The 23,803-nt window shown below is 67.1% G+C and carries 22 protein-coding genes; 9 read left to right on the top strand and 13 right to left on the bottom strand.

Going from position 1 to position 23,803, the window contains the following annotated elements; genetic code table 11:
• Position 1: 1 nt before the first annotated feature.
• From rimM to HNQ66_RS14090, 5 genes are all read right to left on the bottom strand, one after another.
• On the bottom strand, positions 2-652 hold the full coding sequence (gene rimM / locus HNQ66_RS14110) for a ribosome maturation factor RimM (RefSeq protein WP_380779498.1): 651 nt from the start codon (positions 650-652) through the stop codon (positions 2-4).
• Between the two features lie 38 nt (positions 653-690).
• Positions 691-1,056 (bottom strand): 30S ribosomal protein S16, encoded by a 366-nt coding sequence (gene rpsP / locus HNQ66_RS14105; RefSeq protein ID WP_184144805.1) that lies wholly within the window; start codon positions 1,054-1,056, stop codon positions 691-693.
• Between the two features lie 32 nt (positions 1,057-1,088).
• Entirely contained in the window at positions 1,089-1,409 is a 321-nt protein-coding gene (locus tag HNQ66_RS14100; protein ID WP_184144804.1) for a chorismate mutase, read from the bottom strand.
• A gap of 10 nt (positions 1,410-1,419) precedes the next feature.
• Entirely contained in the window at positions 1,420-2,970 is a 1,551-nt protein-coding gene (gene ffh / locus HNQ66_RS14095) for a signal recognition particle protein (protein ID WP_184144803.1), read from the bottom strand.
• A gap of 226 nt (positions 2,971-3,196) precedes the next feature.
• Positions 3,197-3,982, bottom strand: coding sequence for a metallophosphoesterase (locus tag HNQ66_RS14090; protein WP_184144802.1), 786 nt, complete (start codon positions 3,980-3,982; stop codon positions 3,197-3,199).
• Between the two features lie 160 nt (positions 3,983-4,142).
• On the opposite strand from HNQ66_RS14090, the gene dapF reads away from it, so the two are divergent.
• From dapF to HNQ66_RS14070, 4 genes are read left to right on the top strand one after another with little or no spacing between them, the layout of a single operon-like run.
• Complete coding sequence (gene dapF, locus HNQ66_RS14085; RefSeq protein ID WP_184144801.1) at positions 4,143-5,042, top strand: diaminopimelate epimerase; 900 nt, start codon at positions 4,143-4,145, stop codon at positions 5,040-5,042.
• On the top strand, positions 5,039-6,331 hold the full coding sequence (mtaB, locus tag HNQ66_RS14080; RefSeq protein WP_184144800.1) for a tRNA (N(6)-L-threonylcarbamoyladenosine(37)-C(2))-methylthiotransferase MtaB: 1,293 nt from the start codon (positions 5,039-5,041) through the stop codon (positions 6,329-6,331). The genes dapF and mtaB overlap by 4 nt, the downstream gene beginning before the upstream one ends.
• 5 nt (positions 6,332-6,336) lie before the next feature.
• Positions 6,337-7,764, top strand: coding sequence for a signal recognition particle-docking protein FtsY (ftsY, locus tag HNQ66_RS14075; protein WP_184144799.1), 1,428 nt, complete (start codon positions 6,337-6,339; stop codon positions 7,762-7,764).
• Entirely contained in the window at positions 7,761-8,411 is a 651-nt protein-coding gene (locus HNQ66_RS14070; protein WP_184144798.1) for a septation protein A, read from the top strand. The genes ftsY and HNQ66_RS14070 overlap by 4 nt, the downstream gene beginning before the upstream one ends.
• A 13-nt stretch (positions 8,412-8,424) precedes the next feature.
• Here HNQ66_RS14070 and HNQ66_RS14065 read toward each other — a convergent pair whose 3' ends face one another.
• The 8 genes from HNQ66_RS14065 to HNQ66_RS14030 form a co-directional block, all read right to left on the bottom strand.
• Positions 8,425-9,288, bottom strand: a complete 864-nt coding sequence (locus HNQ66_RS14065) for an RNA polymerase factor sigma-32 (protein WP_184144797.1) — start codon at positions 9,286-9,288, stop codon at positions 8,425-8,427.
• 242 nt (positions 9,289-9,530) lie between these two features.
• Positions 9,531-10,100 carry a CarD family transcriptional regulator gene (locus HNQ66_RS14060; protein ID WP_184144796.1) on the bottom strand — a complete coding sequence of 190 codons (570 nt, stop codon included), beginning with the start codon at positions 10,098-10,100 and terminating at the stop codon, positions 9,531-9,533.
• Between the two features lie 372 nt (positions 10,101-10,472).
• Positions 10,473-10,811, bottom strand: coding sequence for a ferredoxin FdxA (fdxA, locus tag HNQ66_RS14055; RefSeq protein WP_184144795.1), 339 nt, complete (start codon positions 10,809-10,811; stop codon positions 10,473-10,475).
• A gap of 198 nt (positions 10,812-11,009) precedes the next feature.
• Positions 11,010-11,429 (bottom strand): RNA-binding S4 domain-containing protein, encoded by a 420-nt coding sequence (locus tag HNQ66_RS14050; protein WP_184144794.1) that lies wholly within the window; start codon positions 11,427-11,429, stop codon positions 11,010-11,012.
• Between the two features lie 3 nt (positions 11,430-11,432).
• Positions 11,433-14,456 carry a helicase-related protein gene (locus tag HNQ66_RS14045; RefSeq protein WP_184144793.1) on the bottom strand — a complete coding sequence of 1,008 codons (3,024 nt, stop codon included), beginning with the start codon at positions 14,454-14,456 and terminating at the stop codon, positions 11,433-11,435.
• Between the two features lie 130 nt (positions 14,457-14,586).
• Positions 14,587-15,786, bottom strand: coding sequence for a TCR/Tet family MFS transporter (locus HNQ66_RS14040; protein ID WP_184144792.1), 1,200 nt, complete (start codon positions 15,784-15,786; stop codon positions 14,587-14,589).
• 240 nt (positions 15,787-16,026) lie between these two features.
• Positions 16,027-16,608 carry an RNA 2',3'-cyclic phosphodiesterase gene (gene thpR / locus HNQ66_RS14035; RefSeq protein WP_184144791.1) on the bottom strand — a complete coding sequence of 194 codons (582 nt, stop codon included), beginning with the start codon at positions 16,606-16,608 and terminating at the stop codon, positions 16,027-16,029.
• Between the two features lie 82 nt (positions 16,609-16,690).
• Positions 16,691-17,335, bottom strand: coding sequence for an arylesterase (locus HNQ66_RS14030; RefSeq protein WP_184144790.1), 645 nt, complete (start codon positions 17,333-17,335; stop codon positions 16,691-16,693).
• Between the two features lie 59 nt (positions 17,336-17,394).
• Here HNQ66_RS14030 and HNQ66_RS14025 point away from each other — a divergent pair, with 59 nt between their 5' ends.
• The 5 genes from HNQ66_RS14025 to HNQ66_RS14005 all read left to right on the top strand — a co-directional run bounded on the left by HNQ66_RS14025 (position 17,395) and on the right by HNQ66_RS14005 (position 23,736).
• Positions 17,395-18,111, top strand: coding sequence for an ABC transporter ATP-binding protein (locus tag HNQ66_RS14025; RefSeq protein WP_184144789.1), 717 nt, complete (start codon positions 17,395-17,397; stop codon positions 18,109-18,111).
• A gap of 56 nt (positions 18,112-18,167) precedes the next feature.
• Positions 18,168-20,660: an ABC transporter permease gene (locus tag HNQ66_RS14020; RefSeq protein ID WP_184144926.1), complete on the top strand. Its 2,493-nt coding sequence runs from the start codon at positions 18,168-18,170 to the stop codon at positions 20,658-20,660.
• 185 nt (positions 20,661-20,845) lie between these two features.
• Positions 20,846-21,589 carry a Bax inhibitor-1/YccA family protein gene (locus HNQ66_RS14015; RefSeq protein WP_184144788.1) on the top strand — a complete coding sequence of 248 codons (744 nt, stop codon included), beginning with the start codon at positions 20,846-20,848 and terminating at the stop codon, positions 21,587-21,589.
• A gap of 99 nt (positions 21,590-21,688) precedes the next feature.
• Positions 21,689-22,522 carry a DeoR/GlpR family DNA-binding transcription regulator gene (locus HNQ66_RS14010; RefSeq protein WP_184144787.1) on the top strand — a complete coding sequence of 278 codons (834 nt, stop codon included), beginning with the start codon at positions 21,689-21,691 and terminating at the stop codon, positions 22,520-22,522.
• 20 nt (positions 22,523-22,542) lie between these two features.
• Entirely contained in the window at positions 22,543-23,736 is a 1,194-nt protein-coding gene (locus tag HNQ66_RS14005; RefSeq protein WP_184144786.1) for an MFS transporter, read from the top strand.
• Positions 23,737-23,803 lie beyond the last annotated feature (67 nt).

Below are 23,803 nucleotides of genomic sequence, written 5' to 3'. Positions count from 1 at the left end.
GTCACTCTCCCTCGCCCTGCGGCGGGCGGCGGCGCCGGCTGCCGGGGCCGTCGTTGCCCTCGTCCTCGAGGCCTGCGGCGACGGCATCGATCAGCAGGCGCCCGCCTTCGAGGTCGATTTCCAGCACGGCGGCTTCGGAGAAGGGGATGAGCACCGGCCGCTTGCCGGGCCCCTTGAGCTCAAGGAGGTCGCCGGCGCCGAAATCGAAGATGCCGGTCACCTTGCCGTGGATGCGGCCGGTCGTGTCGACCGCCTCCAGCCCTTCGAGGTCGGCATAGAAGAACTCGTCCTCGTCCAGCTCCTCGTCCGGCAGGTTGTCGCGCTCGATATAAAGGTCGATACCGTTCAGCGCCTCGGCGGCGTTGCGGTCGTTGACGCCGCGGAAGCGCACGACGACCACGTTCTTCGCCTCGCGCACCTCCAGCACCTCGAAGGACCGGCCGTCCTCGCTGTGCAGGTGGCCGTAGTCGCCGATGGCGGTGGGGTCGATGGTGTAGGATTTCACACGGACCTCGCCGCGCAGGCCCTGTGCCGCGCCGACGGTGCCCATGAGGACGGGATTTTCCAGTTTCGCCATGGTTCGGTTCCGTGTGTTTTCTCGAAGCCTTTTACGACGTTTGCCGCCGGGGCGACAAACGAAAACGGGCGGCATGAAGCACGCCGCCCGTCTCGAAATGATGGGAAGATCGCTTATTCGCCGGCGGCGGCGGCAGCGGCGTCTTCTTCCTTCTGCTTCTTCTCGGCGATGCGCTCGAGAGCCTTCTTGCCCGGCTTTGCCTTTTCCGGGTTGCTGCGGGTCTCGCGCTTCAGGACGCCGGCTTCGTCGAGGAAGCGGGCGATGCGGTCGGTCGGCTGGGCGCCCTTGGCGAGCCATTCCTTGGCGCGGTCGGCGTCGATCTGGACGCGGTTCGCGTCGTCCTTGCCGAGCATCGGGTTCCAGGAACCGAGCTTTTCGAGGAAGCGGCCGTCGCGCGGCGAACGGGCGTCGGCGACGACGATCTGGTAGTACGGACGCTTCTTGGAGCCGCCGCGGGCGAGACGAATTTTCAGTGCCATGTCATTTCTCCTTGGATGGTAGGCCGCTTTTCTCAAGCGGTGTGGTTTGCGCCGCTGTGTTCGGCGGCAATGGCTTCATGGTGCCGGATCACCTCGCGGATGATGAAGTTCAGGAACTTCTCCGCGAAATCCGGATCCAGATTGGCTTCCTTCGCCAGGCGGCGAAGGCGCTCGATCTGGTATTCCTCGCGCGCCGGGTCCGCCGGCGGCAGTTCATGCGTCGCCTTGAGAACGCCGACCGCCTTGGTGCAGCGGAAGCGTTCGGCGAGCATATGCACGAGGGCGGCGTCGATATTGTCGATCGACTGCCGGTATTCCCCCAATTGATGCTTGACCTTCGGATCGATCGTCATAGTCGTTCCCTCACTTCTTCTTCGGCAGGCCGGGAAGGCCCGGCAGGCCGCCGAGGCCGGGCAGGCGCCCGCCACCGAGGCCCGGAAGACCGCCGCCGCCAAGGCCCGGCATGCTGCCGGGCTTGATGCCGGCCGCTTCCGCCTGCTTGGCGAGGGCCTCGAGCTGCTTCGGGTCCATCTTCGACAGGTCCGGCATGCCGCCGCCGAGGCCCATCTTGCCGGCGAGGCCGCCCATCATCTGCTTCATCAGGCCGCCGCCCTTCTTGCCGCCCATCATCTTCATCATGTCCGCCATCTGGCGGTGCATCTTCAGAAGCTTGTTGATGTCGGCGGCATCGGTGCCGGAGCCGGCCGCGATGCGCTTCTTGCGCGAGTGCTTGAGGATATCGGGATTGGCGCGCTCGGCCTTGGTCATCGAGTTGATGATGGCGATCTGGCGGCCGAACAGCTTGTCGTCGAGGCCGGCGGCGGACATCTTGTCCTTCATGCCGGCCATGCCGGGCATCAGCCCCATGATGCCGCCCATGCCGCCCATCTTCTGCATCTGGCGAAGCTGGTCGGCGAGGTCGTTGAGGTCGAACTTGCCCTTGGCCATCTTGGCGGCCATGGCGGCCGCCTTCTCGGCGTCGATGTTCTCGGCCGCCTTCTCGACGAGCGAGACGATGTCGCCCATGCCGAGGATGCGGTCGGCGACGCGCCGGGGATGGAACTCCTCCAGCTCGCTCATCTTCTCGCCGACGCCGATCAGCTTGATCGGCTTGCCGGTGACGGCGCGCATGGAAAGGGCAGCGCCGCCGCGGCCGTCGCCGTCCATGCGGGTCAAGACGAGGCCGGTGATGCCGACGCGGTCGTCGAAGTTGCGGGCGAGGTTGACGGCGTCCTGGCCGGTCAGCGCGTCGGCGACGAGGAGGATCTCGTGCGGGTTGGACTTCCGCTTGATCTCCGCCATCTCGATCATCAGCGGCTCGTCGATATGCGTGCGGCCGGCGGTGTCGAGGATGACGACGTCATGGCCGCCGAGCCTTGCGGCCTGCACGGCGCGCGCGGCGATGTCGGTCGGCGACTGGCCGGCGATGATCGGCAGCGTGTCGATGCCGGTCTGGACGCCCAACTGGCGAAGCTGCTCCTGCGCGGCCGGGCGGCGCGTGTCGAGCGAGGCCATCAGGACCTTCTTCTTGTCGCGCGTCTTCAGCCGGTTGGCGATCTTGCCGGAGGTCGTGGTCTTGCCCGAGCCCTGCAGGCCCACCATCATGATGACGACGGGCGCGGCGGCGTTGAGGTCGATCGGGACGCCCTCGGAGCCGAGCATGGCGATGAGCTCGTCATGGACGAGCTTGACGACCATCTGGCCGGGCTTGATGCTTTTAAGGATTTCCGCGCCGACGGCCTTTTCGCGCACCGCATCGGTGAAGGAGCGCACCACTTCCAGCGCCACGTCCGCTTCGAGCAGCGCACGGCGGACCTCGCGCAGCGCCGCGGCGACATCCGCCTCGGAAAGCGCGCCACGGCCTGTCAGTCCATTCAGAATGGAGCCAAGGCGGTCCTGGAGTGTTTCAAACATCACGTCTTCCTTCTTGTTTCCACTGGTGGCGGAAACGTCGGTGCTATCGGCGCCGAAAACAAGACGCAAAGCCAAAAAGCACCCGAGGGCGCATCGCGCTGTCGGGTGTTGACCTCCGGGATCTCTTTATACCTTCACGGGTCCCGGTCGGTGGCTTCAAGCGTTCTTACTTGTCGCAGACGCGGGGCTTAAACAGGAAGATGCCCGGAAAGTCAAGGATCGCCTGCTAAAGAAGGATGGCGCCCGTCTCCGTGAGCTTCAGCGCCGTCAGGCGGCCGGTGGCAAAGCAGCCCGTGTCGATGCCGATCCGGCCGGGTCCGAAGACCGGCTCTTCGCCTGGCGTATGGCCGTGGATGACGGTGATCGGCAGGCCCGGCCCCTCGGCAAGGAAGGGCTCGCGGATCCAGAGGAGGTCCGCGTCGGACTGGGCATCGAGCGGAAGGCCGGGGCGGATGCCGGCATGCACGAAGACGCGGCCGCCCTGGACGAGCATTGCAGGCAGGCTTTCGAGGAAGGCGACGTGTTCGCGCGGCACCGCGGCCCGGATCGCATCCGCCGCCCGGGCCAGTTCCTTCGGCCGGCGCAGATGCGCAAGATGGCCGAGGCCGTAGGAGCGGAGGGTCGCGTCGCCGCCGAAATCCAGCCAGGCGGCATTTCCGGCGGGATCGCGGAGAAACCTCAGGAAGGTGTCGTCGTGGTTGCCGCAGAGCGCGATGCGCTCGATGCCGTCGGCTGGGCTCCCGCCGGAAAGGTGCTCCACCACACGGCGGGAATCGGGGCCGCGGTCGATATAGTCGCCGAGATAGACGATGAGGGGGCGGCCTGCGCCGGTTCGGGCGATATCCTGCCGGATCCTGTCTTCCAGCGCGACCAGCGCCGCGTAACAGCCGTGGATGTCGCCGATCGCATAGACCGGCGCGCGGGCCGGATCGAGGGCGAGGCGCGTCCGTCTCTGTTGAGCCGCGTTATCGGGGGCCGTTTGCCGGAGGATCTTTCGGAGGAAGGCGAACATGTGCGGCGAGGATAGCGGCAAGCGCGGACAAGGGAAATATTTTCGCGCGATCCGCCGGCGCTTGCGGTGCAGACTGCGTCTGGTAATTCCGCCCCGTTTGCGCCATATACGCGCAAGGACGGAGGACGCCCGCGACGGCGTCCCGAACGGAAGATCCGCCATGGCTGCTGAAGCGCAATTCGCCCGCATGAACGGGCTCGGGAACATGATCCTCGTCGTGGACATGCGCGGGCGCGGCGATGCCGTGACGCCGGCTGCCGCCGTCGCGCTCAATGCCGACCCCGCCACGCGCTTCGACCAGATCATGGCGATCCACGATCCGAAGGTCGACGGCACCGACGCCTTCATCGACATCCTCAACTGCGACGGCACGAAGGCGCAGGCCTGCGGCAACGGCACGCGCTGCGTCGTGCAGGCGCTCGCGGCCGAGACGGGCAGGAAGGTCTTCACCTTCCAGACGGTCGCCGGCATCCTCAATGCCGTCGAGCACGAGGACGGCACGATCTCCGTCGACATGGGCGCGCCGGTCTTCGACTGGAACCGCATTCCGCTGGCCGAGGAATTCTACGACACCAGCCGCATCGAGCTCCAGATCGGGCCGATCGATGCGCCGGTGCTGCATTCGCCGGCGGCGATGTCCATGGGCAATCCGCACGCGGTCTTCTGGGTCGACCGCGACCCGATGAGCTTCGACCTCGACCGTTTCGGCCCGCTTCTCGAAAACCATCCGATGTTTCCGGAAAAGGCGAACATCACGCTGGCGCAGGTGACATCCCCCTCCGCCATGACGACGCGCACCTGGGAGCGTGGCGCGGGCCTGACGCTCGCCTGCGGCTCGGCCGCCTGCGCGGCCGCCGTCAGCGGCGCGCGCACGGGCCGCACCGGCCGCACGGTCGCCGTCACCGTCGCCAGCAGCCCGAACCGGGGCACGCTCACCATCGAATGGCGCGGGGACGACCATGTCGTCATGACCGGGCCGGCCGAATGGGAGTGGTCCGGCACGCTCGATCCCTCGACCGGCGCCTTCCGCCGGGACGAGACCGCGGCGGCCGCCCGTTGAGCGGCGTCACCGTCATAACCTTCGGCTGTCGGCTCAACACCTACGAATCGGAAGTGATGCGCACCGAGGCCGAGAAGGCGGGGCTGAACAATGCCGTGCTGGTCAATACCTGCGCCGTCACGGGCGAGGCCGTGCGCCAGGCCCGCCAGGCGATCCGCCGCGCCCGGCGCGACAATCCCCATGCCCGCATCGTCGTCACCGGCTGCGCCGCGCAGACCGAGAAGGAGACCTTTGCCGGCATGCCGGAGGTCGACGCCGTGCTCGGCAACGAGGAGAAGCTGAAGAGCGCCTCCTATCGTGCGCTGCCGGATTTCGGCGTCTCGGCGGAGGAGAAGCTCCTCGTCAACGACATCATGAGCGTGCGCGAGACCGCGCCGCAGATGGTGCGGCTGATCGACGGCCATGTGCGCGCCTTCGTGCAGGTGCAGAACGGCTGCGACCATCGCTGCACCTTCTGCATCATTCCCTACGGCCGGGGCAATTCCCGCTCCGTGCCGATGGGCGCGGTCGTCGACCAGGCGCGAAAGCTCGTCGAGAGCGGCTACTCGGAAATCGTGCTGACCGGGGTGGACGCGACCAGCTACGGCGCCGACCTGCCGGGTAGCCCAAGCCTTGGATATCTCGCCAAGGTGCTGCTGCGGCAGGTGCCGGACATCCGGCGCCTTCGCCTTTCCTCCATCGACAGCATCGAGGCCGACGACCATCTCTGGGATCTCATCGCCGACGAGCCGCGCTTCATGCCGCACCTGCACCTTTCGCTGCAGCACGGCGACGACCTGATCCTCAAGCGCATGAAGCGCCGCCATTCGAGCGCTGATGCCCGCGCCTTCTGCGCGCGGGTGCGGGGCCTCAGGCCGGAGATCAGCTTCGGGGCGGATATGATCGCCGGCTTTCCGACGGAGACGGAGGCGATGTTCGCAAATGCCGTGCGGCTTGCGGAAGACTGCGGCATCGCCCATCTCCACGTCTTTCCCTACAGCCCGCGTCCCGGAACGCCGGCCGCGCGCATGCCGCAGCTCGACCGCGCGCTCGTCAAGGAGCGCGCCGGACACCTGCGCGAGACTGGAAAACGGCTCGCCGAGTCCCATCTCGATTCCATGATCGGGAGGGAGGAGACGGTCCTCGTCGAGAACAACGGCCTTGCGCATACGGAAAACTTCACGCTCGTCGATGCCGCCGGCCTGAAGCCCCGCGATCTTGTGCCGGTGACGATCACCGGCCACAATGGAAAACACCTGACGATGCGGCCCCTTATCGCGGCCGCCGCCTCCTTCGCAACCAGCGGATAGCTTTCATGGCCCTCGGCTTCATCAAGAAGATTTTTACATTCGGAAAAGACACGGCGGCCGAACCGAAGCCGGAGGCGGAAGCACAAGCTGCCGGGGCGCCGGTCGCCGAGCCGGCCGCCCCCGCCGAAACGCCGGCAGCCACGCTTTCGGACGACCGCGACGCGCTGCTGGACGAGGCGGAAGCCGCCAATCCGGAGGCCGACTACCACATTCCCGAGGACGTGGAGCCGGAGATCTATCCCCTGCCGCACGATCCGCACCTGCCGGCCGCCGAAGCGGAGACCGTGGCGGAACCGGAACCCGAGGCTGTCGAACCGGAGGCAGAGATCGCTGCCGAGGAGCCGGAGGCACCCGTCGAAGAAGTAGCGGAAGCCATCGATGATGAGCCGCCGGCCGAAGCCGAGGATCCGGTTCTCGAAGAGGCGGTCCGTGCCGAACCCGCGCTGCCAAAGGGCTTTGCCGCCACGTCCGATGCGCCGGTGGAAGCGGCGGTGCCGGAGGCCGTTCAGCCGAAGCGAAGCTGGTTCCAGCGCCTGCGCGAGGGGCTGGCGCGCACCTCCTCGCAGCTCTCCGGCCAGATCACCAGCCTCTTCACCAAGCGCAAGCTGGACGACGACACGCTGCAGGACCTGGAGGACCTCTTGATCCAGGCCGACCTCGGCGTGGAGACGGCGCTGCGCATCACCGATACGCTCGCGGCCGAGCGTTACGGCAAGGACGTGACGGGCGCCGATGTCTCGCGCATCATGGCAAGCGAGATCACCAAAGTGCTCTCGCCGGTGGCAAAGCCGCTGGAACTCGACCTCAGCCACAAGCCGCACGTCATCCTCGTCGTCGGCGTCAACGGCACCGGCAAGACGACGACCATCGGCAAGCTCGCCGCGAAACTCTCCGGTGCGGGCCTCAAGGTGATGCTGGCGGCCGGCGACACCTTTCGCGCGGCGGCCATCGAGCAGTTGAATATCTGGGCGGAGCGCACCGGCTCGCAGATCGTGTCCTCGAAGCTCGGCGCGGACGCCGCGGGCCTTGCCTACGAGGCCTATGAGCAGGCGAAGCTGCAGAAGAGCGACGTCCTGATCGTCGATACCGCCGGGCGCCTGCAGAACAAGGCCGAGCTGATGGCGGAACTGGAGAAGATCGTGCGCGTGCTTGGCAAGCTCGATCCGGACGCGCCGCACACCGTTCTCCAGACGCTCGACGCCACGACCGGCCAGAACGCGATGAACCAGGTGGAGATTTTCCGCAACGTCGCGGGGGTTACGGGCCTGATCATGACAAAATTGGACGGTACGGCCCGCGGCGGCATCCTTGTCGGCATTGCGGCCAAGCACAAGCTGCCGGTCTATTTCATCGGTGTCGGCGAAGGGATCGACGATCTCGAACCCTTCGAGGCCAAGGATTTCGCGGAAGCGATCGCAGGAGTTGGAGCATGAGCAAGGCAACGCTGGAGGAACCCGCCACGACGGAGGAGAAGGTCAGTCCCCTCCTCAAGCTGGTGCTGGAACTCGGGCCGCTCGTCGTCTTCTTCTTCGCCAATTCGCGCGGCGAATGGCTGGCCTCGCATTTCCCGGTGCTTGCCGAGATGGGCGGGCCGATCTTCATCGCGACCGGCCTCTTCATGGCCGCGACCGCCATCGCGCTCGTCGTTTCCTGGGTGATGACGCGCACGCTGCCGATGATGCCGCTGATTTCCGGCATCGTCGTCTTCGTCTTCGGCGCGCTGACGCTCTGGCTGCAGAACGATACCTTCATCAAGATGAAGCCGACCATCGTCAACACGCTGTTCGGCGCGATCCTGCTCGGCGGCCTCTTCTTCGGGAAATCCCTGCTGGGCTACGTCTTCCACGCCGCCTTCAAGCTCACCGAGGAAGGCTGGCGCAAGCTCACGCTGCGCTGGGGCCTGTTCTTCCTCGTGCTCGCCGTGATGAACGAAGTGGTCTGGCGCAATTTCTCGACGGACTTCTGGGTGGCCTTCAAGGTCTGGGGCACCATGCCCATCACCATCCTCTTCACGCTGGCGCAGATGCCGCTGGTGATGCGCTACTCGGTCGAGCCGCCGGAAGAAGGCTCGGCGCCGTAAGCGGCGCCTTGCCTCAGGCGTAGGCGAAATCCGTCGTCTTGCTGACGAGGGCGGCCTTCAGCTTTTCCAGCGCGCGGTTCTCGATCTGGCGCACGCGCTCCTTGGAGATGCCAAGGAGGATGCCGAGCTCTTCGAGCGTCGCGCCGTTCTCGGTGAGCCGCCGGGCGCGGATGATCTTCATCTCGCGCTCGTTGAGCTGGCCGAGGGCCGAGTGCAGCCAGTGACGCCGCCGCTCGCCGTCGATGCTGTCCACCGCCTGCTCGTCGGGAAGGGGCGCATCGCTGGTGAGGAATTCGAGGCGGCTCCCGCCGCTTTCGCCTTCCGCCGAGGAGATCGGCGCCTGAAGGGAGATATCGGAAGAGGAGAGGCGGGCGTCCATGGTGCGCACGTCGGCGGTGCTGACGCCGAGCGCGGCGGCGATCTCCTGGTGCATCGCTTCGCTCGTCAGGTGCGCGTCGCCGCGGGCGAGCCGGGCGCGCAGGCGCCGGAGGTTGAAGAAAAGGGCCTTCTGCGCCGAACTGGTGCCGCCGCGCACGATCGACCAGTTGCGCAGCACGTAATCCTGAATGGATGCGCGGATCCACCAGCTTGCATAGGTGGAAAAGCGCACCTGCCGTTCCGGCTCGAAACGGGCGGCGGCCTCCAGAAGGCCGATATAGCCCTCCTGCACGAGATCGCCGAGGGGCAGGCCGAAGTTGCGGAACCGGCCCGCCATCGAGACGACGAGCCGCATATGGGCCATGGCGATACGGTTGCGCGCCTCCTGATCCTTGTTGTCCTTCCAGGCCTGGGCGAGGGCCTGTTCCTCTTCCCGTTCGAGGTAGGGTGCGGACATTGCGAGCTTGATCATGCGGCGGTCTGCGGTCGTCGTAGCCATGGCGGGTTTCTCCACGTGAACCGAACCGGCGCAAGGAGGGGCCTTGCGCCCTGCTTGACGATGACGTTTCAGATGGACCGGCGGATCGCCCGAAATCGATTTTCGAGAAACAAGGGTTGCCCCGCACGCGGCCGCCCGAAGCGGGTCGTCCTCGGGCGCAAAACTGCGCAACCGCAAAAAAGTTCCATAAAAAAACCCGGCCGCTGACGGCCGGGCTTTAAATTCCGGAGAAGTGCCCTAGATCAGGCCGCTTCGTCCTGGGAGTCGTCCTCGTCGATGGCCTTGCCGCGCTTCGGACCCTTGGCGAGGTTCGTCTCGACGAGACGGACGGCTTCGGTTTCCGACATCTTGTTGACGGCGGCGATTTCGCGGGCCATGCGGTCGAGGGCAGCTTCGTAAAGCTGGCGCTCGGAATAGGACTGCTCCGGCTGGTTCTCGGCGCGGTAAAGGTCACGGACCACTTCGGCGATCGAGATGAGGTCGCCGGAATTGATCTTGGCATCGTATTCCTGCGCGCGGCGCGACCACATGGTGCGCTTCACGCGGGCCTTGCCCTGGACAACCTTCAGCGCACGCTCGACGAAATCGGTCTCCGACAGTTTGCGCATGCCGATGGAAACGGCCTTGGCAACCGGCACCTTGAGACGCATCTTGTCCTTCTCGAAGTCGATGACAAAAAGCTCAAGCTTCATGCCGGCGACTTCCTGCTCCTCGATGGCGACGATCTGGCCTACACCGTGGGCGGGATAGACGATCGACTCGCCGGTCTTGAAGCCCTGGCGCGTGGAGGATTTCTTCTGCTGGGTCGTCATTCTGTTCAAATACTCCCTGTTACGCTCCCCGGCGACAGGCCGGGTGGGTCCGGGGACCCGGGAAAGACGGGGGGCACCTTGAGGTGTCACCGCGCTGGTCCGTCCGCCATGCGCAAAAAGGTCCCCGGCGACGCGATCACGTTTGAGCAACCGAAGTTGCCTATGGGAGGTGAGCGACGTTGAGGGATCGTTTGCTTTCGTGGTGGTGTTCGGGCACGCAAAAATGCCGCGATGTGGATCAGTATTGCGACCCTACCACAAAAAAGTGCCGAAATCAATAATTTGCTTCGCATGGGTCATCAAGCCTGTCCCATCGCCTTTCGACGGGAGCAGACGTTTTTCCCCAGGTTCGGCCGCCGCTTCGGACGGGCTTCAGTCGCCCTTGCCGGGTTCGGGCGAGAAGTACTGCTCGTACTTGCCCTCGACGCCGTCCATTTCCTTGGCTTCCGGCATCGCATCCCGCTTGACGGTGATGTTCGGCCAGATCGCGGCATATTCCGCGTTGATCTTCAGCCACTTGTCGAGGCCCGGCTCGGTGTCCGGCTTGATCGCCTCGGCGGGACATTCCGGCTCGCAGACGCCGCAGTCGATGCACTCGTCCGGATGGATGGCAAGGAAGTTCTCGCCTTCGTAGAAGCAGTCGACGGGGCAGACTTCCACGCAGTCCGTGTATTTGCAGCGGATGCAGTTGTCGGTCACGACATACGTCATGATTCACTCCAGAAACGTCTCAAACCGGGCGGCGGCAAGGCCGTCGTCACCGAAGAGCCCGTCGCGCGATCGGCTGGCCGGAGGAAGGAGGCCGCGTGGGACGCAGGCTCGGGGCTTTCCGGAGGCTGAGGTAAAGGCTTTGCGGGCGCTTTGCAAGCGTAATAGATGCGCTGCGGGAGCCGGACGAGGTATAGAATTCTAATCCTCGCCGTCTCCGGAAAAGTCCTGCAGCCGGTCGGTTTCCCGGCGTTCCCGCTTCGTCGGCCGGCCGGCGCCGCGTTCGCGCGTCGCCTGGGCGAAGAGGCTGCGCTCCTCCCGTGGCGGCGGGGGCGGCGTCATGTCGCTGTAGAGGAGCCTTGCTTCTTCGTAAGGGCCGCGGCGTTCGCCGGGCAGGAGCACCTTCACCACCATGTCGTGGCGGTCGAGCGAGAGCACGATCACGTCGCCGGGGCGCACCATGTGCGAAGGCTGGCGGACGCTCGCGCCGTTGACGCTGACATCGCCCGCCTCGACCGATCTGGCCGCAAGGGAGCGGGACTTGCGCAGCCGCGCGAAGAACAGCCATTTGTCGATGCGCTGTCGCGCCTGACCTGCCGGCTGTTCCTCGTTGCGCGTCATCGCCTACTTCTTCATCTGCTCCTTGAGCGCCGCGAGTTTGGCGAAGGGCGAATCCGGGTCGATCGGCTTTTCCTTGCGGGGCGGCCGGGCCTCGAATTTCGCCTGCTGCGGCTTGCCGCCGCGCTCGTTGCGTTCTCCGCGGTCGGGGCGGTTGCCGCCCTGCGGCTTGCCGTCGCGGCCCTTCGCCTGATCCGGACGGCCGCCGCGGCCGCCTTCACGGCGCTCGCCGCGTTCGCCGGCCGGCTGGTTGCGGTGGCGTTCGCCGCCGCGCCGTTCGCCCTGGCCCTGGCGGTCGCCCTGACGCTGGCCGCCCTGACGCTGGTTGTCGTGCCGCGAGCCGGGACGCCACAGCAGAACAGGCTTGACCTCGGCCGGTTCGCCTTCGGTGGCTGCTGCTGCTTCCGTCTCGGCCGGAGCTTCGGCAGCGGGCGCTTCGGCAGTCTCGGTTGCGGGGGCCTCCGGCTTTTCGGCCGGGGCTTCGCTCTCCGTCTCCGATGCGTCGGCATCGTGCTCGTCGGAGGCTTCGGCGCCTGCTTCCGCGGGCGTCTCGGCTGCTGCCTCGGCCGGGGCCTGCGCGGCGAGGAAGGCTGCGACCTCCTCGGCCTTCACGGCGTCGGCGCGATAGCCGAGGCCCTTCAGGATCTCTTCCATGTCGTCCGGCGTCGCGCCGAGGATGGAGAGCATGGCGGTCGTCGCCATGAAGCGGCGGCCGTCATAGGCGCCCTCCGGGCGCGGCGTGCCGGGCTTCCACTGGAGGAGCGGGCGGATGAGGTCGGCGAGGCGTTCCAGGATGTCGATGCGCACGGCGCGCTTGCCGAGGAAGCGGAAGCCGGCGAGCTTGTAGAAGGCGCGCTCGAAGGCGGGATCGGTGACGACCGAGGTGCGGCCGGCGGCAAGCACCGGAATGAGGTCGCCGTAGCCCGGCTTGTCGAGGCCGTCGTTCTTCAGGGCCCAGAGCAGCGTGATGAGTTCGGCCGGTGCCGGCTTGAGAAGCGCCGGCATGAAGATGTGGTAGGCGCCGAAGCGGATGCCGTGCTTGCGCATGGAGGCGCGGGCATCCTGATCGAGCGCCTTCACGTCGTCGGCGACGTCGCGGCGGAAGAGCACGCCGAGGCTTTCGACGAGCTGGAAGGCGAGGCCCTTGGCAAGGCCCTGCAGGTCTTCCGCGCGCGAAAGATCGTCGAGGGGCTTGAGGACCGTCGCGATATGGTGGTTCACGAAACGCTCGACGCGGGCGGCGACGTGGTCGCGCGCATTGCCGGTCAACTGCTCGTCGGCGAGCAGGATGACGCGCGGACGCATGACATGGTCGGAGGCGGCAAGGCGGGCGACGGGATCGCCGAGCCAGCGCACGGTGCCGTCGGAGCCGAGCGCGAGGTCGGCATTGCCGCTCGCATGCAGGCGCGCGGCACGGGCTTCGAACTCCAGCGCAAGCGCCTTCTGCGCAGCCGCCTGCACGGCCTTCGCATCGGGTCCTTCCGTGCCGGAGGCCAGCGTGAACCGGAACCCGGCCAACTGCCCGACATGATGTCCTTCTACGAAGACATCGCCATTCACACTGATTTCAGCTTCCAGCATCGCATTCTCTCTCAGGCGCTTCATGAGCACAGATGTCCTGCGATCAACAAAGCGTTTCGTCAACCGTTCATGTAGCGCATCGGACAATCGGTCTTCGATTTCCCGCGTCTTTTCCTGCCAGTGTGTCGGATCGGCAAGCCATCCGGGCCGATTCGACACATAGGTCCAGGTCCTTATCTGTGCGATTCGTGCCGAAAGCGTGTCGATCTCGCCATCCGTGCGATCGGCGCGGCGGACCTGGTCGGCAAGGAAGTCCTCGTTGACCGTGCCGCGCTTCACGAGGTCGGCATAGAGCGTCGATATGAGGTCGGCGTGCTGGGCAGGCGTGATGCGGCGGTAGTCGGGCAGCGCGCAGGCCTCCCAGAGCTTTTCGACGCGCTCGGGCGTGGTGGCGAGGTCCCTGACGTCGGGATAGCGCGAAAGATGCTCCAGCGCCTGCTGGTCGACGGCCGGCAGCGCGCGCGTCAGCCCGCCGATGGGCGGCGGAGCGTCGAGCGACTGGCGCAGCGACTGCAGCGAGGAATAGTCGAAGCGGGTCGTGCGCCATTGCAGCACCTTGACCGGGTCGAACTGGTGGGTCTCGATGCGCTTGACCAGCTCGTCGTCGAAGGGATCGACGCGGCCCGTAACCCCGAAGGTGCCGTCGCGCAGGTGCCGGCCCGCGCGTCCGGCGATCTGGGCGAGCTCGGCCGGATTGAGGTTGCGGAACTGGTAGCCGTCGAACTTGCGATCCTGCGCGAAGGCGACATGATCGACATCGAGATTGAGGCCCATGCCGATGGCGTCGGTGGCCACCAGATATTCGACGTCGCCTTCCTGGTAGAGCGCGACCTGCGCGTTGCGGGTGCGGGGCGAGAGCGCGCCGAGCACGACCGCCGCCCCGCCGCGCTGGCGGCGGATGAGCTCGGCGATGGCGTAGACCTCGTCGGCCGAGAAGGCGACAATGGCGGTACGCTGCGGCAGGCGGGTGATCTTCTTCGAACCGGAATAGAAGAGCTGGGAAAGGCGCGGCCGCTCGATGACATGGATGCCCGGCAGCAGCTGTTCGAGGATCGGCTTCATGGTGGCCGCGCCCAGCAGTAGCGTCTCGTCGCGTCCGCGCAGGTGCAATACCCGGTCGGTGAAGATGTGGCCGCGCTCGAGGTCGCCGGCAAGCTGCACCTCGTCGATGGCGACGAAGGCGGCACGTGTCTCGCGCGGCATGGCCTCCACCGTGCAGACGGAAAAGCGCGCCATATGCGGCGTGATCTTCTCCTCGCCGGTGACGAGCGCGACATTGTGCTGGCCGACCTTCTCGACGAGGCGCGTATAGACCTCGCGCGCCAGAAGGCGCAGAGGCAGGCCGATGATGCCCGTCTCATGCGCCACCATGCGCTCGATCGCGTAGTGGGTCTTGCCCGTATTGGTAGGCCCGAGGACCGCGGTGACCCCGCGGCCGCTCAGGATCATGGGTGCTTGCGACAAGTCACGCCCCGGCAGGTTTCAACTTCCGGCTCACAGATGCCCATCGGGATGGGGAATGGCAAGGGGCAAGGCCGCATCGGATGTTTTTCCGAGGGCTTTTGTCCCGGCCGGCGCGTCAGCCTGCCGGCGCGGGGCTTGCCTGCGGCTTTGCCAGCCGCAACCCGAGGACCAGCGGCACGCTCGTGAGGTAAAGCGCGGCGACCGTCAGCCATATGGCGCCCGGCCACGCGTCGCGGACGACGAAATAGACACTGGAAAAGCCGAGCGGGGCGACGATGGACGCGAGGCTGATCACGGACGCCAGCACGCCCTGGAACTGGCCCTGCCGGTTCGCGTCGACCTGCCGGGTGGCCAGCGATTGCAGGGCCGGCACGCCGATGCCGCCGAGGGCGAAGACCGGCATGATGGCGAAGACCATCCAGCCTTGCGTGGCGAAGGCCATGACGAGGAGCGCGGCGCTGACGCCGGCAACGCCCGTCAGGATGGCGCCGCGTTCGCCGAGCAGCCTGACGGCGGGACCGGGCAGGAAGGCCTGGGCGAGCGTCTGGCAGATGCCGAACGCGCCGAGCGACAGGCCGATCGAAAACCCGTTCCAGTGGAAGGCATCGCCTCCCCAGAGCGCCCAGCAGGTGCCGTAGGCCTCGCCCGTCGCGCTGAACAGGAGGAAGACGGCGATGACGGGCAGCACGCTCTTCATCGAGAAGGCCCAGCGCAGTGGCCGCAGCGGGTTGAGGGCGGCAAGGTCGATCCTCCCCCTGTCCGGCGTTCGCGATTCCGGCAGGATGAAGAGGGCGAGCAGGAGGTTGCCGGCATTCAGCACGGCGGCCGCCATGAAGGGCAGCCGCAGCCAGTGGTCGCCGAGGACGCCGCCGAGCACTGGCCCCACGATGAAGCCCGCGCCGAACATGGCGTTGAGCAGGCCGAAGCGGCGGGCGCGGGCGTCTTCCGGGGAGATGTCGGTGATATAGGCCGTCGCCACGGAGATGTTCGCGCTCGTCAGTCCGGCGATGGCCCGGCCGAGCAGCAGCAGCCAGAGACTGGGCGCGAAGGCGAGGAACACATAGTTGACGGCCGCGCCGGCAAGCGAGAGCAGCAGGACCGGCCGGCGGCCCAGCCGGTCGCTGAGGGCGCCGAGCACGGGCGCGAAGAGGAACTGCATGACCGCGTAGAGCGCGGTCATCGCGCCGATATAGGGCGCGACGTCCTCGGTATGGGCGACCTCGCGCAGCAGGGCGGGGAGGATCGGAAAGATGAGGCCGATGCCGACGGCATCGAGAAGGATGGCGGTGAAGATGACGATGAGGGATCTGTTCATGGCGCGTTCCATTGGACGCGGGCATGCGGACGCCACGCGGCGCCGGATGCGCGTCATGGCCTGATGGAGATCAGGCGGCGGTTTACGGGGAGTGCTGGCCGGTCCCTGCGGCAAGGCGCATGGACGGCGTGTGCTCGACCACCTGGACGACCATTCGTCCACCTGTTTACTCCGCCAACGGGCGGCTCAAGGGAAGCGGTCGCTTTTCGCGACGGTCAATCCATACGCCGGACGGCGGGATCAGGCAAGATGATCGTGCAGGCTTGCCGCGTCCGAGGCGCCGCCGCCTTCATAGAGCGGGAAGACCTCTTCGGTGAGGTAGGGGCCGCCGCCGACGGATTCCTTGGAGGACATCAGCACGAAGCGGTTCACGGTGAAGGGCGCGGTGTGGAAGTTGCCGCGGCCGGAAAGGTAGTGAGCGACATCCTCGGTACGGGCGTTGCGCAGGCGCGCGAGGGTGACGTGGGGGGTGAACTTGCGCGGGTCGGCGGGAAGGCCGAGGCGCTGGCAGATACGCTCGATTTCCGCCTGGAGCGCGTACAATTCCGGGGCGGGCGTGACGCCGGCGAAGACCGCGTGCGGCTTCTTCGAGCCGAAGGAGCCCATGCCGGACAGGGCGATCTGGAATTCGGGGCGTTCGATGCGGTCGAGCCTGTCGACCACCTCGTCGGCGGTGCGCCCGTCGATATCGCCGATGAAGCGTAGCGTGATGTGGAAGTTCTCGACGTCGATCCAGCGGGCTCCGGGAAGGCCGCCTCTCAAGAGCGAGAGGCTCATCGCCGCGTTCCGCGGCACTTCGAGGGCGACGAAAAGTCTCGGCATGGCGCCTTCTCCCTGCTGGAATGTACCGTCAGCGAATCACGCGACGGCCTTTTAAGCAACCCTTATTTCGCACCCGCGAGAACTACTCCTTCGCCTGTATCGACGTGATGAATGTTTCCACAGGCTGGAGCATCGCCGCCACCATGGCATCGACCCCCTTGGCGTTCGGATGCATGCCGTCGTCGAGCTGCAGGTCGGCATGGGCGGCGACGCCGTCGAGGAAGAAGGGATAGAGCGGGACGCCGTGCTTTTGCGCAAGGCGGGCATAGATGCCGTTGAAGCGGGCAGCATAGTCCGCGCCCATGTTCGGCGGGGCCAGCATGCCGGCGAGGAGGACGGGAATGCCGCGTTCCTTGAGGCGCGCCAGCATGGCGTCGAGGTTCTTTTCCGTCTCCTCCGGCGCGATGCCGCGCAGCGCGTCGTTGGCGCCGAGTTCCAGGATGACGCCGTCCGTCCCGTCCGGGATCGACCAGTCGAGCCGGGCAAGTCCGCCCGAGGTCGTATCGCCCGAAACGCCCGCATTGGCGATCTCGACGGCGTGGCCCTTGTCGCGCAACGCCTTTTCGAGCTTTGCCGGGAAGGCGTCGGTGGCGGGAAGCTGGTAGCCGGCCATCAGGCTGTCGCCGAAGCCGACGAGCTTCAGCGGTTCGGCCCGGACGGGACCGGCGGATAACAAAGCTGTGATCGCAAGGGAGGCGAAAAATCCGAGCGCCGCTTTAAACGACATGAGGCTGTTCCTAGATTGCTGGCATTCCAGTTGTTCCGTTACATATAGGGTGAAATTTCTTGGCCAAAAGCATCATCGATCTCAGGAAGGCCGATCTCACCCTCGGGCAGGCCGCCGCCTCCGTCCATGTGCTGAAGGGGATCGACCTTGCGATCGATGCGGGCGAATCGGTCGGCATCGTCGGCCCGTCCGGCTCGGGCAAGTCGACGCTGCTCATGGTGCTCGCCGGCCTCGAACGGCTGGACAGCGGCGAGATCCACATCGACGGCGCGGGCCTGCACGCCATGAGCGAGGACGAGGTGGCCGATTTCCGCGGCCGGAACATCGGCATTGTCTTCCAGTCCTTCCACCTCATTCCCAACATGACGGCGCTGGAGAACGTCGCGGTGCCGCTGGAGCTTGCCAATGTGAAGGACGCCTTCGAGATCGCCAGGCGCGAGCTCGTCGCCGTCGGGCTCGGCGAGCGTCTGTCGCACTATCCGGGCCAGCTTTCCGGCGGCGAGCAGCAGCGCGTCGCCATCGCCCGGGCGCTCGCGCCGTCGCCGAAGCTCCTGATCGCCGACGAGCCGACCGGCAATCTCGATACCGAGACGGGACGGCAGATCGCCGACCTTCTCTTTGCCAAGCAGGCCGAGCGCGGTACGACGCTGGTGCTGGTGACGCACGACCCGGCGCTTGCCGCCCGCTGCAGCCGGCAGGTCGCCATGCGCTCCGGCGAGATCGTCTCGGACGCGGCGCCGCTCCCGGCCGCCGCCGGCGAGGCGGTGCCGGCGTGAGGCGGGGCGGGATCGTCCGGCAATTGCCGCTCGCCCTTCGGCTCGCGCTGCGCGAGATGCGCGGCGGCCTCAGGGGCTTCTACATCTTCCTCGCCTGCATCGCGCTCGGCACGGCGGCCATTGCCGGGGTCAACTCCGTTTCCGCCGCCATCACGCAGGCGATCGGCACGCAGGGCCAGACGCTGCTTGCCGGCGACGTGCGCTTCGAGCTGACCAACCGCTTTGCGACGCCCGAGGAGATGGCGTATTTCGAGAGCCTCGGCGACGTCTCGCTCTCGACGGGCCTGCGCTCGATGGCGCGGCTTGCGGACGGGTCCGACCAGGCGCTGGTCGAGGCGCGTGGCGTCGACGGGCTCTACCCCCTCTACGGAACGCTGGAAACCGCGCCTGAGAAGCCGGCCGCCGAGCTCTTCGCCAAAACCGGCGAGGCCTATGGCGCGGTCGTCGCGCCGCTCCTGCTCGACCGGCTCGGCCTTGCCGTCGGCGACGAGATCCTGCTCGGCACGGCGCGGCTGAAGGTGACGGCGACGCTGGTGCGCGAGCCGGACGCCGTCTCGGAAGGCTTCGGCTTCGCCCCGCGCCTTCTCCTCTCCGAGGAGGCGCTTCGGGCGACCGGGCTTGTGCAGACCGGCAGCCTCGTCAAGAACGCCTACCGCATCCGCCTTGCCGATCCCGCCCTGCCGCTTGCCGGCATCCGCGCGGCGGCGGGCAAGGCCTTCCCGTCGGCCGGCTGGTCGATCCGTACCGCGGACGCCGCCGCGCCGTCATTGACCGCCAACATCACCCGCTTCTCGCAATTCCTCACGCTCGTCGGCCTGACGGCGCTGATCGTCGGGGGCGTGGGCGTCGCCAATGCCGTGCGGGCCTATCTCGATTCCAAGCGCTCGGTGATCGCCACCTTCAAGTGCCTCGGGGCGCCTGCCTCGCTGGTGGCGCTCGTCTATCTCGCGCAGATCGCGCTGATCGCGGCGGCCGGCATCCTCATCGGCCTTGTCGCCGGCGCGCTGATGCCGATGGTGGCGATGCGCTTCCTCGATGGCATCCTGCCGGTGCCGGCCGAGGCGGCGCTCTATCCCTCCGCCCTTGTGCTTGCCGCCGTCTTCGGCCTCCTGACCGCGCTCGCCTTCGCCGTCCTGCCGCTTGGCCATGCCCGCGCGGTGCCGGCCACCGCACTCTTCCGCGAGCAGGGTTTTGAAGCGCGCGGCCTGCCGGGCTGGCCATACCTTCTGGGTGCGGGGCTGCTGCTGGCGGCGCTGGCGGGGCTTGCCGTCCTCACCGCCTATGACCGCAGGATCGCCCTCGTCTTCCTCGGGGCGATTGCCTTCTCCTTCGTCGTGCTGCGCGCCGTCGCCTGGCTGATCACCGTGCTCGCCCGGCGCAGCCCGCGGGTGAACTCGCCGGCCCTCAGGCTTGCGGTCGGCAATATTCACCGGCCGGGCGCGCTGACCTCCTCCGTCGTGCTCTCGCTCGGGCTCGGCCTTGCGCTTCTCGTCACGCTGACGCTGATCGACGGGAACCTGCGCCGCGAGCTCACCGGCAGCCTGCCGGAGCGCGCGCCGAACTTCTTCTTCGTCGACATCCAGGGCAGCGAGCTGGACGGGTTCCGCTCCGTGCTGAAGGCGAACCTGCCGGAAGGCAAGGTCGTCGAGGTGCCGATGCTGCGCGGCCGCGTCATGGAGCTCAACGGCGTCGACGTCGCCAGGGTCACGGTGCCGCCGGAAGGCCAATGGGTGCTGCGCGGCGACCGCGGCATCACCTATGCCAAAAATCTGCCGGAGAATTCGACGCTTTCCGAGGGGGCGTGGTGGCCGGCCGACTATTCCGGCGAGCCGCTCGTCTCCTTCTCGGCGGAGGAAGGCAAGGAACTCGGCCTCAAGCTCGGCGATACCGTGACGGTCAACGTGCTCGGGCGCAACATCACCGCGCGCATCGCCAATTTCCGCACCGTCGAATGGGAATCGCTGTCGATCAACTTCGTCATGGTCTTCTCGCCGAACACGTTTGCCGGCGCGCCGCACGCCTGGCTCGCCACGGTGATCGACCCCGGGGCAACGGCGGCCGAGGAGGCCGCCACGCTGAAGGCTGTGACGAACGCCTATCCGACCGTCACGAGCGTGCGCGTCAAGGATGCGCTCGACGTCATCGACGAGCTGGTCGGCCAGCTTGCGACGGCGATCCGCGCGGCGGCGGCCGTCGCGCTCATCGCCTCGATCCTCGTGCTTGCCGGGGCGCTCGCCGCCGGCAACCGGGCGCGGGTGCACGATGCGGTCGTCCTGAAGACGCTGGGCGCGACGCGCTCCACGCTGATCCGCGCCTTCAGCTACGAATACCTCATGCTGGGGCTGGCGACGGCGGTGTTCGCGCTCGTTGCCGGCGGGGCGGCGGCATGGTTCGTGGTGAGCCGCATCATGAAGCTGCCGTCAGCCTTCCTGCCGGACGTGGCGGTGACGACCGTGCTGATCGCGCTGGTGCTGACGGTCGGCATCGGCCTTGCCGGCACATGGCGCATCCTGGGACAGAAGGCCGCGCCGGTGCTCCGCGAGCTTTAAAATCGGCCGTTCCCGGCCTGCCGGAAGGTTGCGGGTCTTGTACGGAACACAATTCATGCGCATATTTACATCAGGCAAGCTGGAGCCCCGCAGCGGCTGCCTGGATCCCGCGAGCGCTTCGTTTCCCGAAGCGGACGGGCGGGAGCCCGACACCGTCTCTTCCAGGGGGCTTACGAGAGGAAAACATGGCTGATCTTCGCAATTACCAGACCCGAACGGCCAATGCCGGCACGCAGGCCGGCGCCGTCATCGACCAGGGCCTTCGCGCCTACATGCTCCGGGTCTACAACCTGATGGCCCTCGGCCTCGCCATTACCGGCTTCGTGGCCTATTTCGCCTCGCAGGCCGCCATCGCCGACGGGCAGCTCACCGCCTTCGGCCAGGCGATCTACCTGAGCCCGCTGCGCTGGGTCGTGATGCTGGCGCCGCTCGCGCTGGTGTTCTTCCTGAGCTTCCGCATCCACGCGATGAGCGTCGGCGCCGCGCAGGCGACCTTCTGGGTCTATGCCGGGCTGATGGGCCTGTCGCTGTCCTCGATCTTCCTCGTCTATACGGGCGCGAGCATCACGCAGACCTTCTTCGTCTCCGCCGCCGCCTTCGGCGCGCTGTCGCTGTTCGGCTACACGACGAAGCGGGACCTGTCGGCAATGGGTTCGTTCCTGGTGATGGGCCTCTTCGGCCTGATCATCGCCTCGCTCGTCAACCTGTTCCTGCACTCCTCGGCGCTCGACTTCGCGATCTCCGCGATCGGCGTCCTGGTCTTCGCCGGCCTCACCGCCTGGGATACGCAGAAGATCAAGGAAATGTACTTCGAAGCCGACGACGTCGCTGTGGCCGGCCGCAAGGCCATCATGGGTGCGCTGACGCTCTACCTCGACTTCGTCAACCTCTTCCTGTTCCTGCTGCGCTTCATGGGCAACCGCGACTGAGGCACGCAGCCGGATGGCTGAGTTCGAAGACCCCGCCGGAGACGGCGGGGTTTTTGTTTGGGCCGCAACCAAACGTGATGCGCCCGTTCATTGACGTTGATGCCGATTTGTGCGCATTATCGCGCAATCGTGCATGATCTGGTGAAATCGGTGTCCGGACAGGATCTTCTTCTCGGCGAGCGGCAGGCGCTCATCCGCGCACGCCTCGACCTTTCGGGGCGGGTGATCGCGGCGGCGCTGGCGCAGGAGCTCGGCGTGTCGGAGGACACGATCCGCCGGGATCTTCGCGAGATGGCCGCCTCCGGCCTCTGCCGCCGGGTCTATGGCGGGGCACTGCGCATCGCCGCCGCCTCGACCAGCATGAACGAGCGCATGGCGGTCGGCGGCGCGCGCAAGGCCGCGCTCGCGCGCCGTGCGGCGGGGCTCATCCCGCCCGGCGCCACCGTCTTCCTCGATGCCGGCAGCACGAACCTCGCGCTTGCCCGGGCGCTGCCGGCGGGGCACGGCCTGACGGTCGCGACCAATGCACCCGCCATCGCCGCCGCCCTCCTCGAACGCGACCTTGCGACGATCCAGCTCGGCGGGCTGATCGATCCGCGCGCGGGCGCGGCGATCGGCGCCAAGGCAATGCGCGATGCCGAGGCGCTCAGGCCGGACCTCCTTGTCCTCGGCGTCTGCGGCATCGACCCGGAGGCGGGCGTGACCGCCGAGAGCTTCGAGGAAGCGGAGTTCAAGCGCTTCGTCGCCTCGCGCAGCCGCGCCGTCATGGTCGTCGTGACCAATGACAAGCTATCCACCGCCGCCCCCTATTCGGTCGTGCCGCTCGCCCGTCTGGCGCAGGCCGTCATCGAAGGGGATGCGGACGAAACCGAGGCCGCCGCACTGACGGCGGCCGGCATCGAAACGCTGCGCGCCGACAAGGTGCCGGCATGACCTCCCGGAACGGACCTCCCATGACGACGCCTGAAAACGCCCTTGCCGGCAATTCCCTTGCCCGGACCTATTTCCCGCCCGCGCGGCTCGCCGTCTCCGGCCTCTTCCTGCTCAACGGCACCTTCGCGGGCGCCTGGGCGCCGAGGATCCCGGAATTTGCCAGCCGCCTCGGGCTTTCCGAATTCGGCCTCGGCCTGATGATCATGTGCTTCGGCATCGGCTCGCTCGTCCTGATGCCGATCGCCGGCGTGATGATTGCCCGCTTCGGCACGACGCGCACGCTGAAGGGCGCGGCGGCGCTGTTCCTTTCGACCATGCTGTGGCTGTCGCTCGCGCCGACCGTGCCGCTCGGCGTCGTCGCCATCTTCCTCTTCGGCGGCCTGCTCGGCGCGATGGACGTGGCGATGAACGGCAATGCCGTGGAGGTCGAAAAATCCATGAAGCGGGCGATCATGTCGTCCTGCCACGCCTTCTGGAGCCTCGGCGCCTTCATCGGCGCCACGACCGGCGGCTTCCTCATCGAGGCGCTGGGCGTGACGGGCCATGCTGTCCTGCTCACCGTCGCCGGTGCCGCGGCCCTCGCGTTCGCCTGGCCCTTCGTGCTGCACGATGCGCCGCATCCGAGCGAGGAGCGCCAGAAGGCGCGCCTGCCGATGACGCCGCTGCCCTGGCTGATCGGCCTCATGGCGCTCTTCTGCATGGTGCCGGAAGGCGCGATCCTCGACTGGGGCGCGCTCTACATGCGCAACGAGCTCGGCGCCTCCGTGGCCCTTTCGGGCTTCGCCTTCGGCACCTTCTCCTTCACCATGGCCGTCATGCGCTTTGCCGGCGACCATGTGCGCGACCGTTTCGGCGCGGTGAAGACGCTGCGCTTCTGCACCGTCATGGCCATTGCCGGCATGGTGATCGCCGGCACGGCGCCGGATGCCTATGTGGCGATGGCGGGCTTCGCGCTCTGCGGGGTCGGCATTTCCAACATGGTGCCCATCGCCTTTTCCGCGGCCGGCAACCTGCCCGGCTTCGCGCAGGGCGTGGCGCTCTCCGTGACGACGGTGATGGGCTATTCGGGCGCGCTCTTTGCGCCCTCCGTCATCGGCTTCGTCGCCGAGCATATCGGCTTTGCGCTCGTCTTCACCCTGCTGCCGGTGCTGTTCATCGTCGTGCTGCTGCTCTCGCACCATGCGGTGCATGCCGACGTGCGCGAGCGCCATTGACGACCGGTGCGGCGCGCGGCGATCAAATCGTCGCGCCTGCCGGCGCTTGCGGTTGACAAGCCACATT

Origin of the sequence: Shinella fusca, from assembly GCF_014203155.1 — a bacterium.
In the GTDB taxonomy this organism is placed as follows: Bacteria; Pseudomonadota; Alphaproteobacteria; order Rhizobiales; family Rhizobiaceae; genus Shinella; species Shinella fusca.
This window is presented reverse-complemented; position numbering and strand designations above follow the sequence as displayed.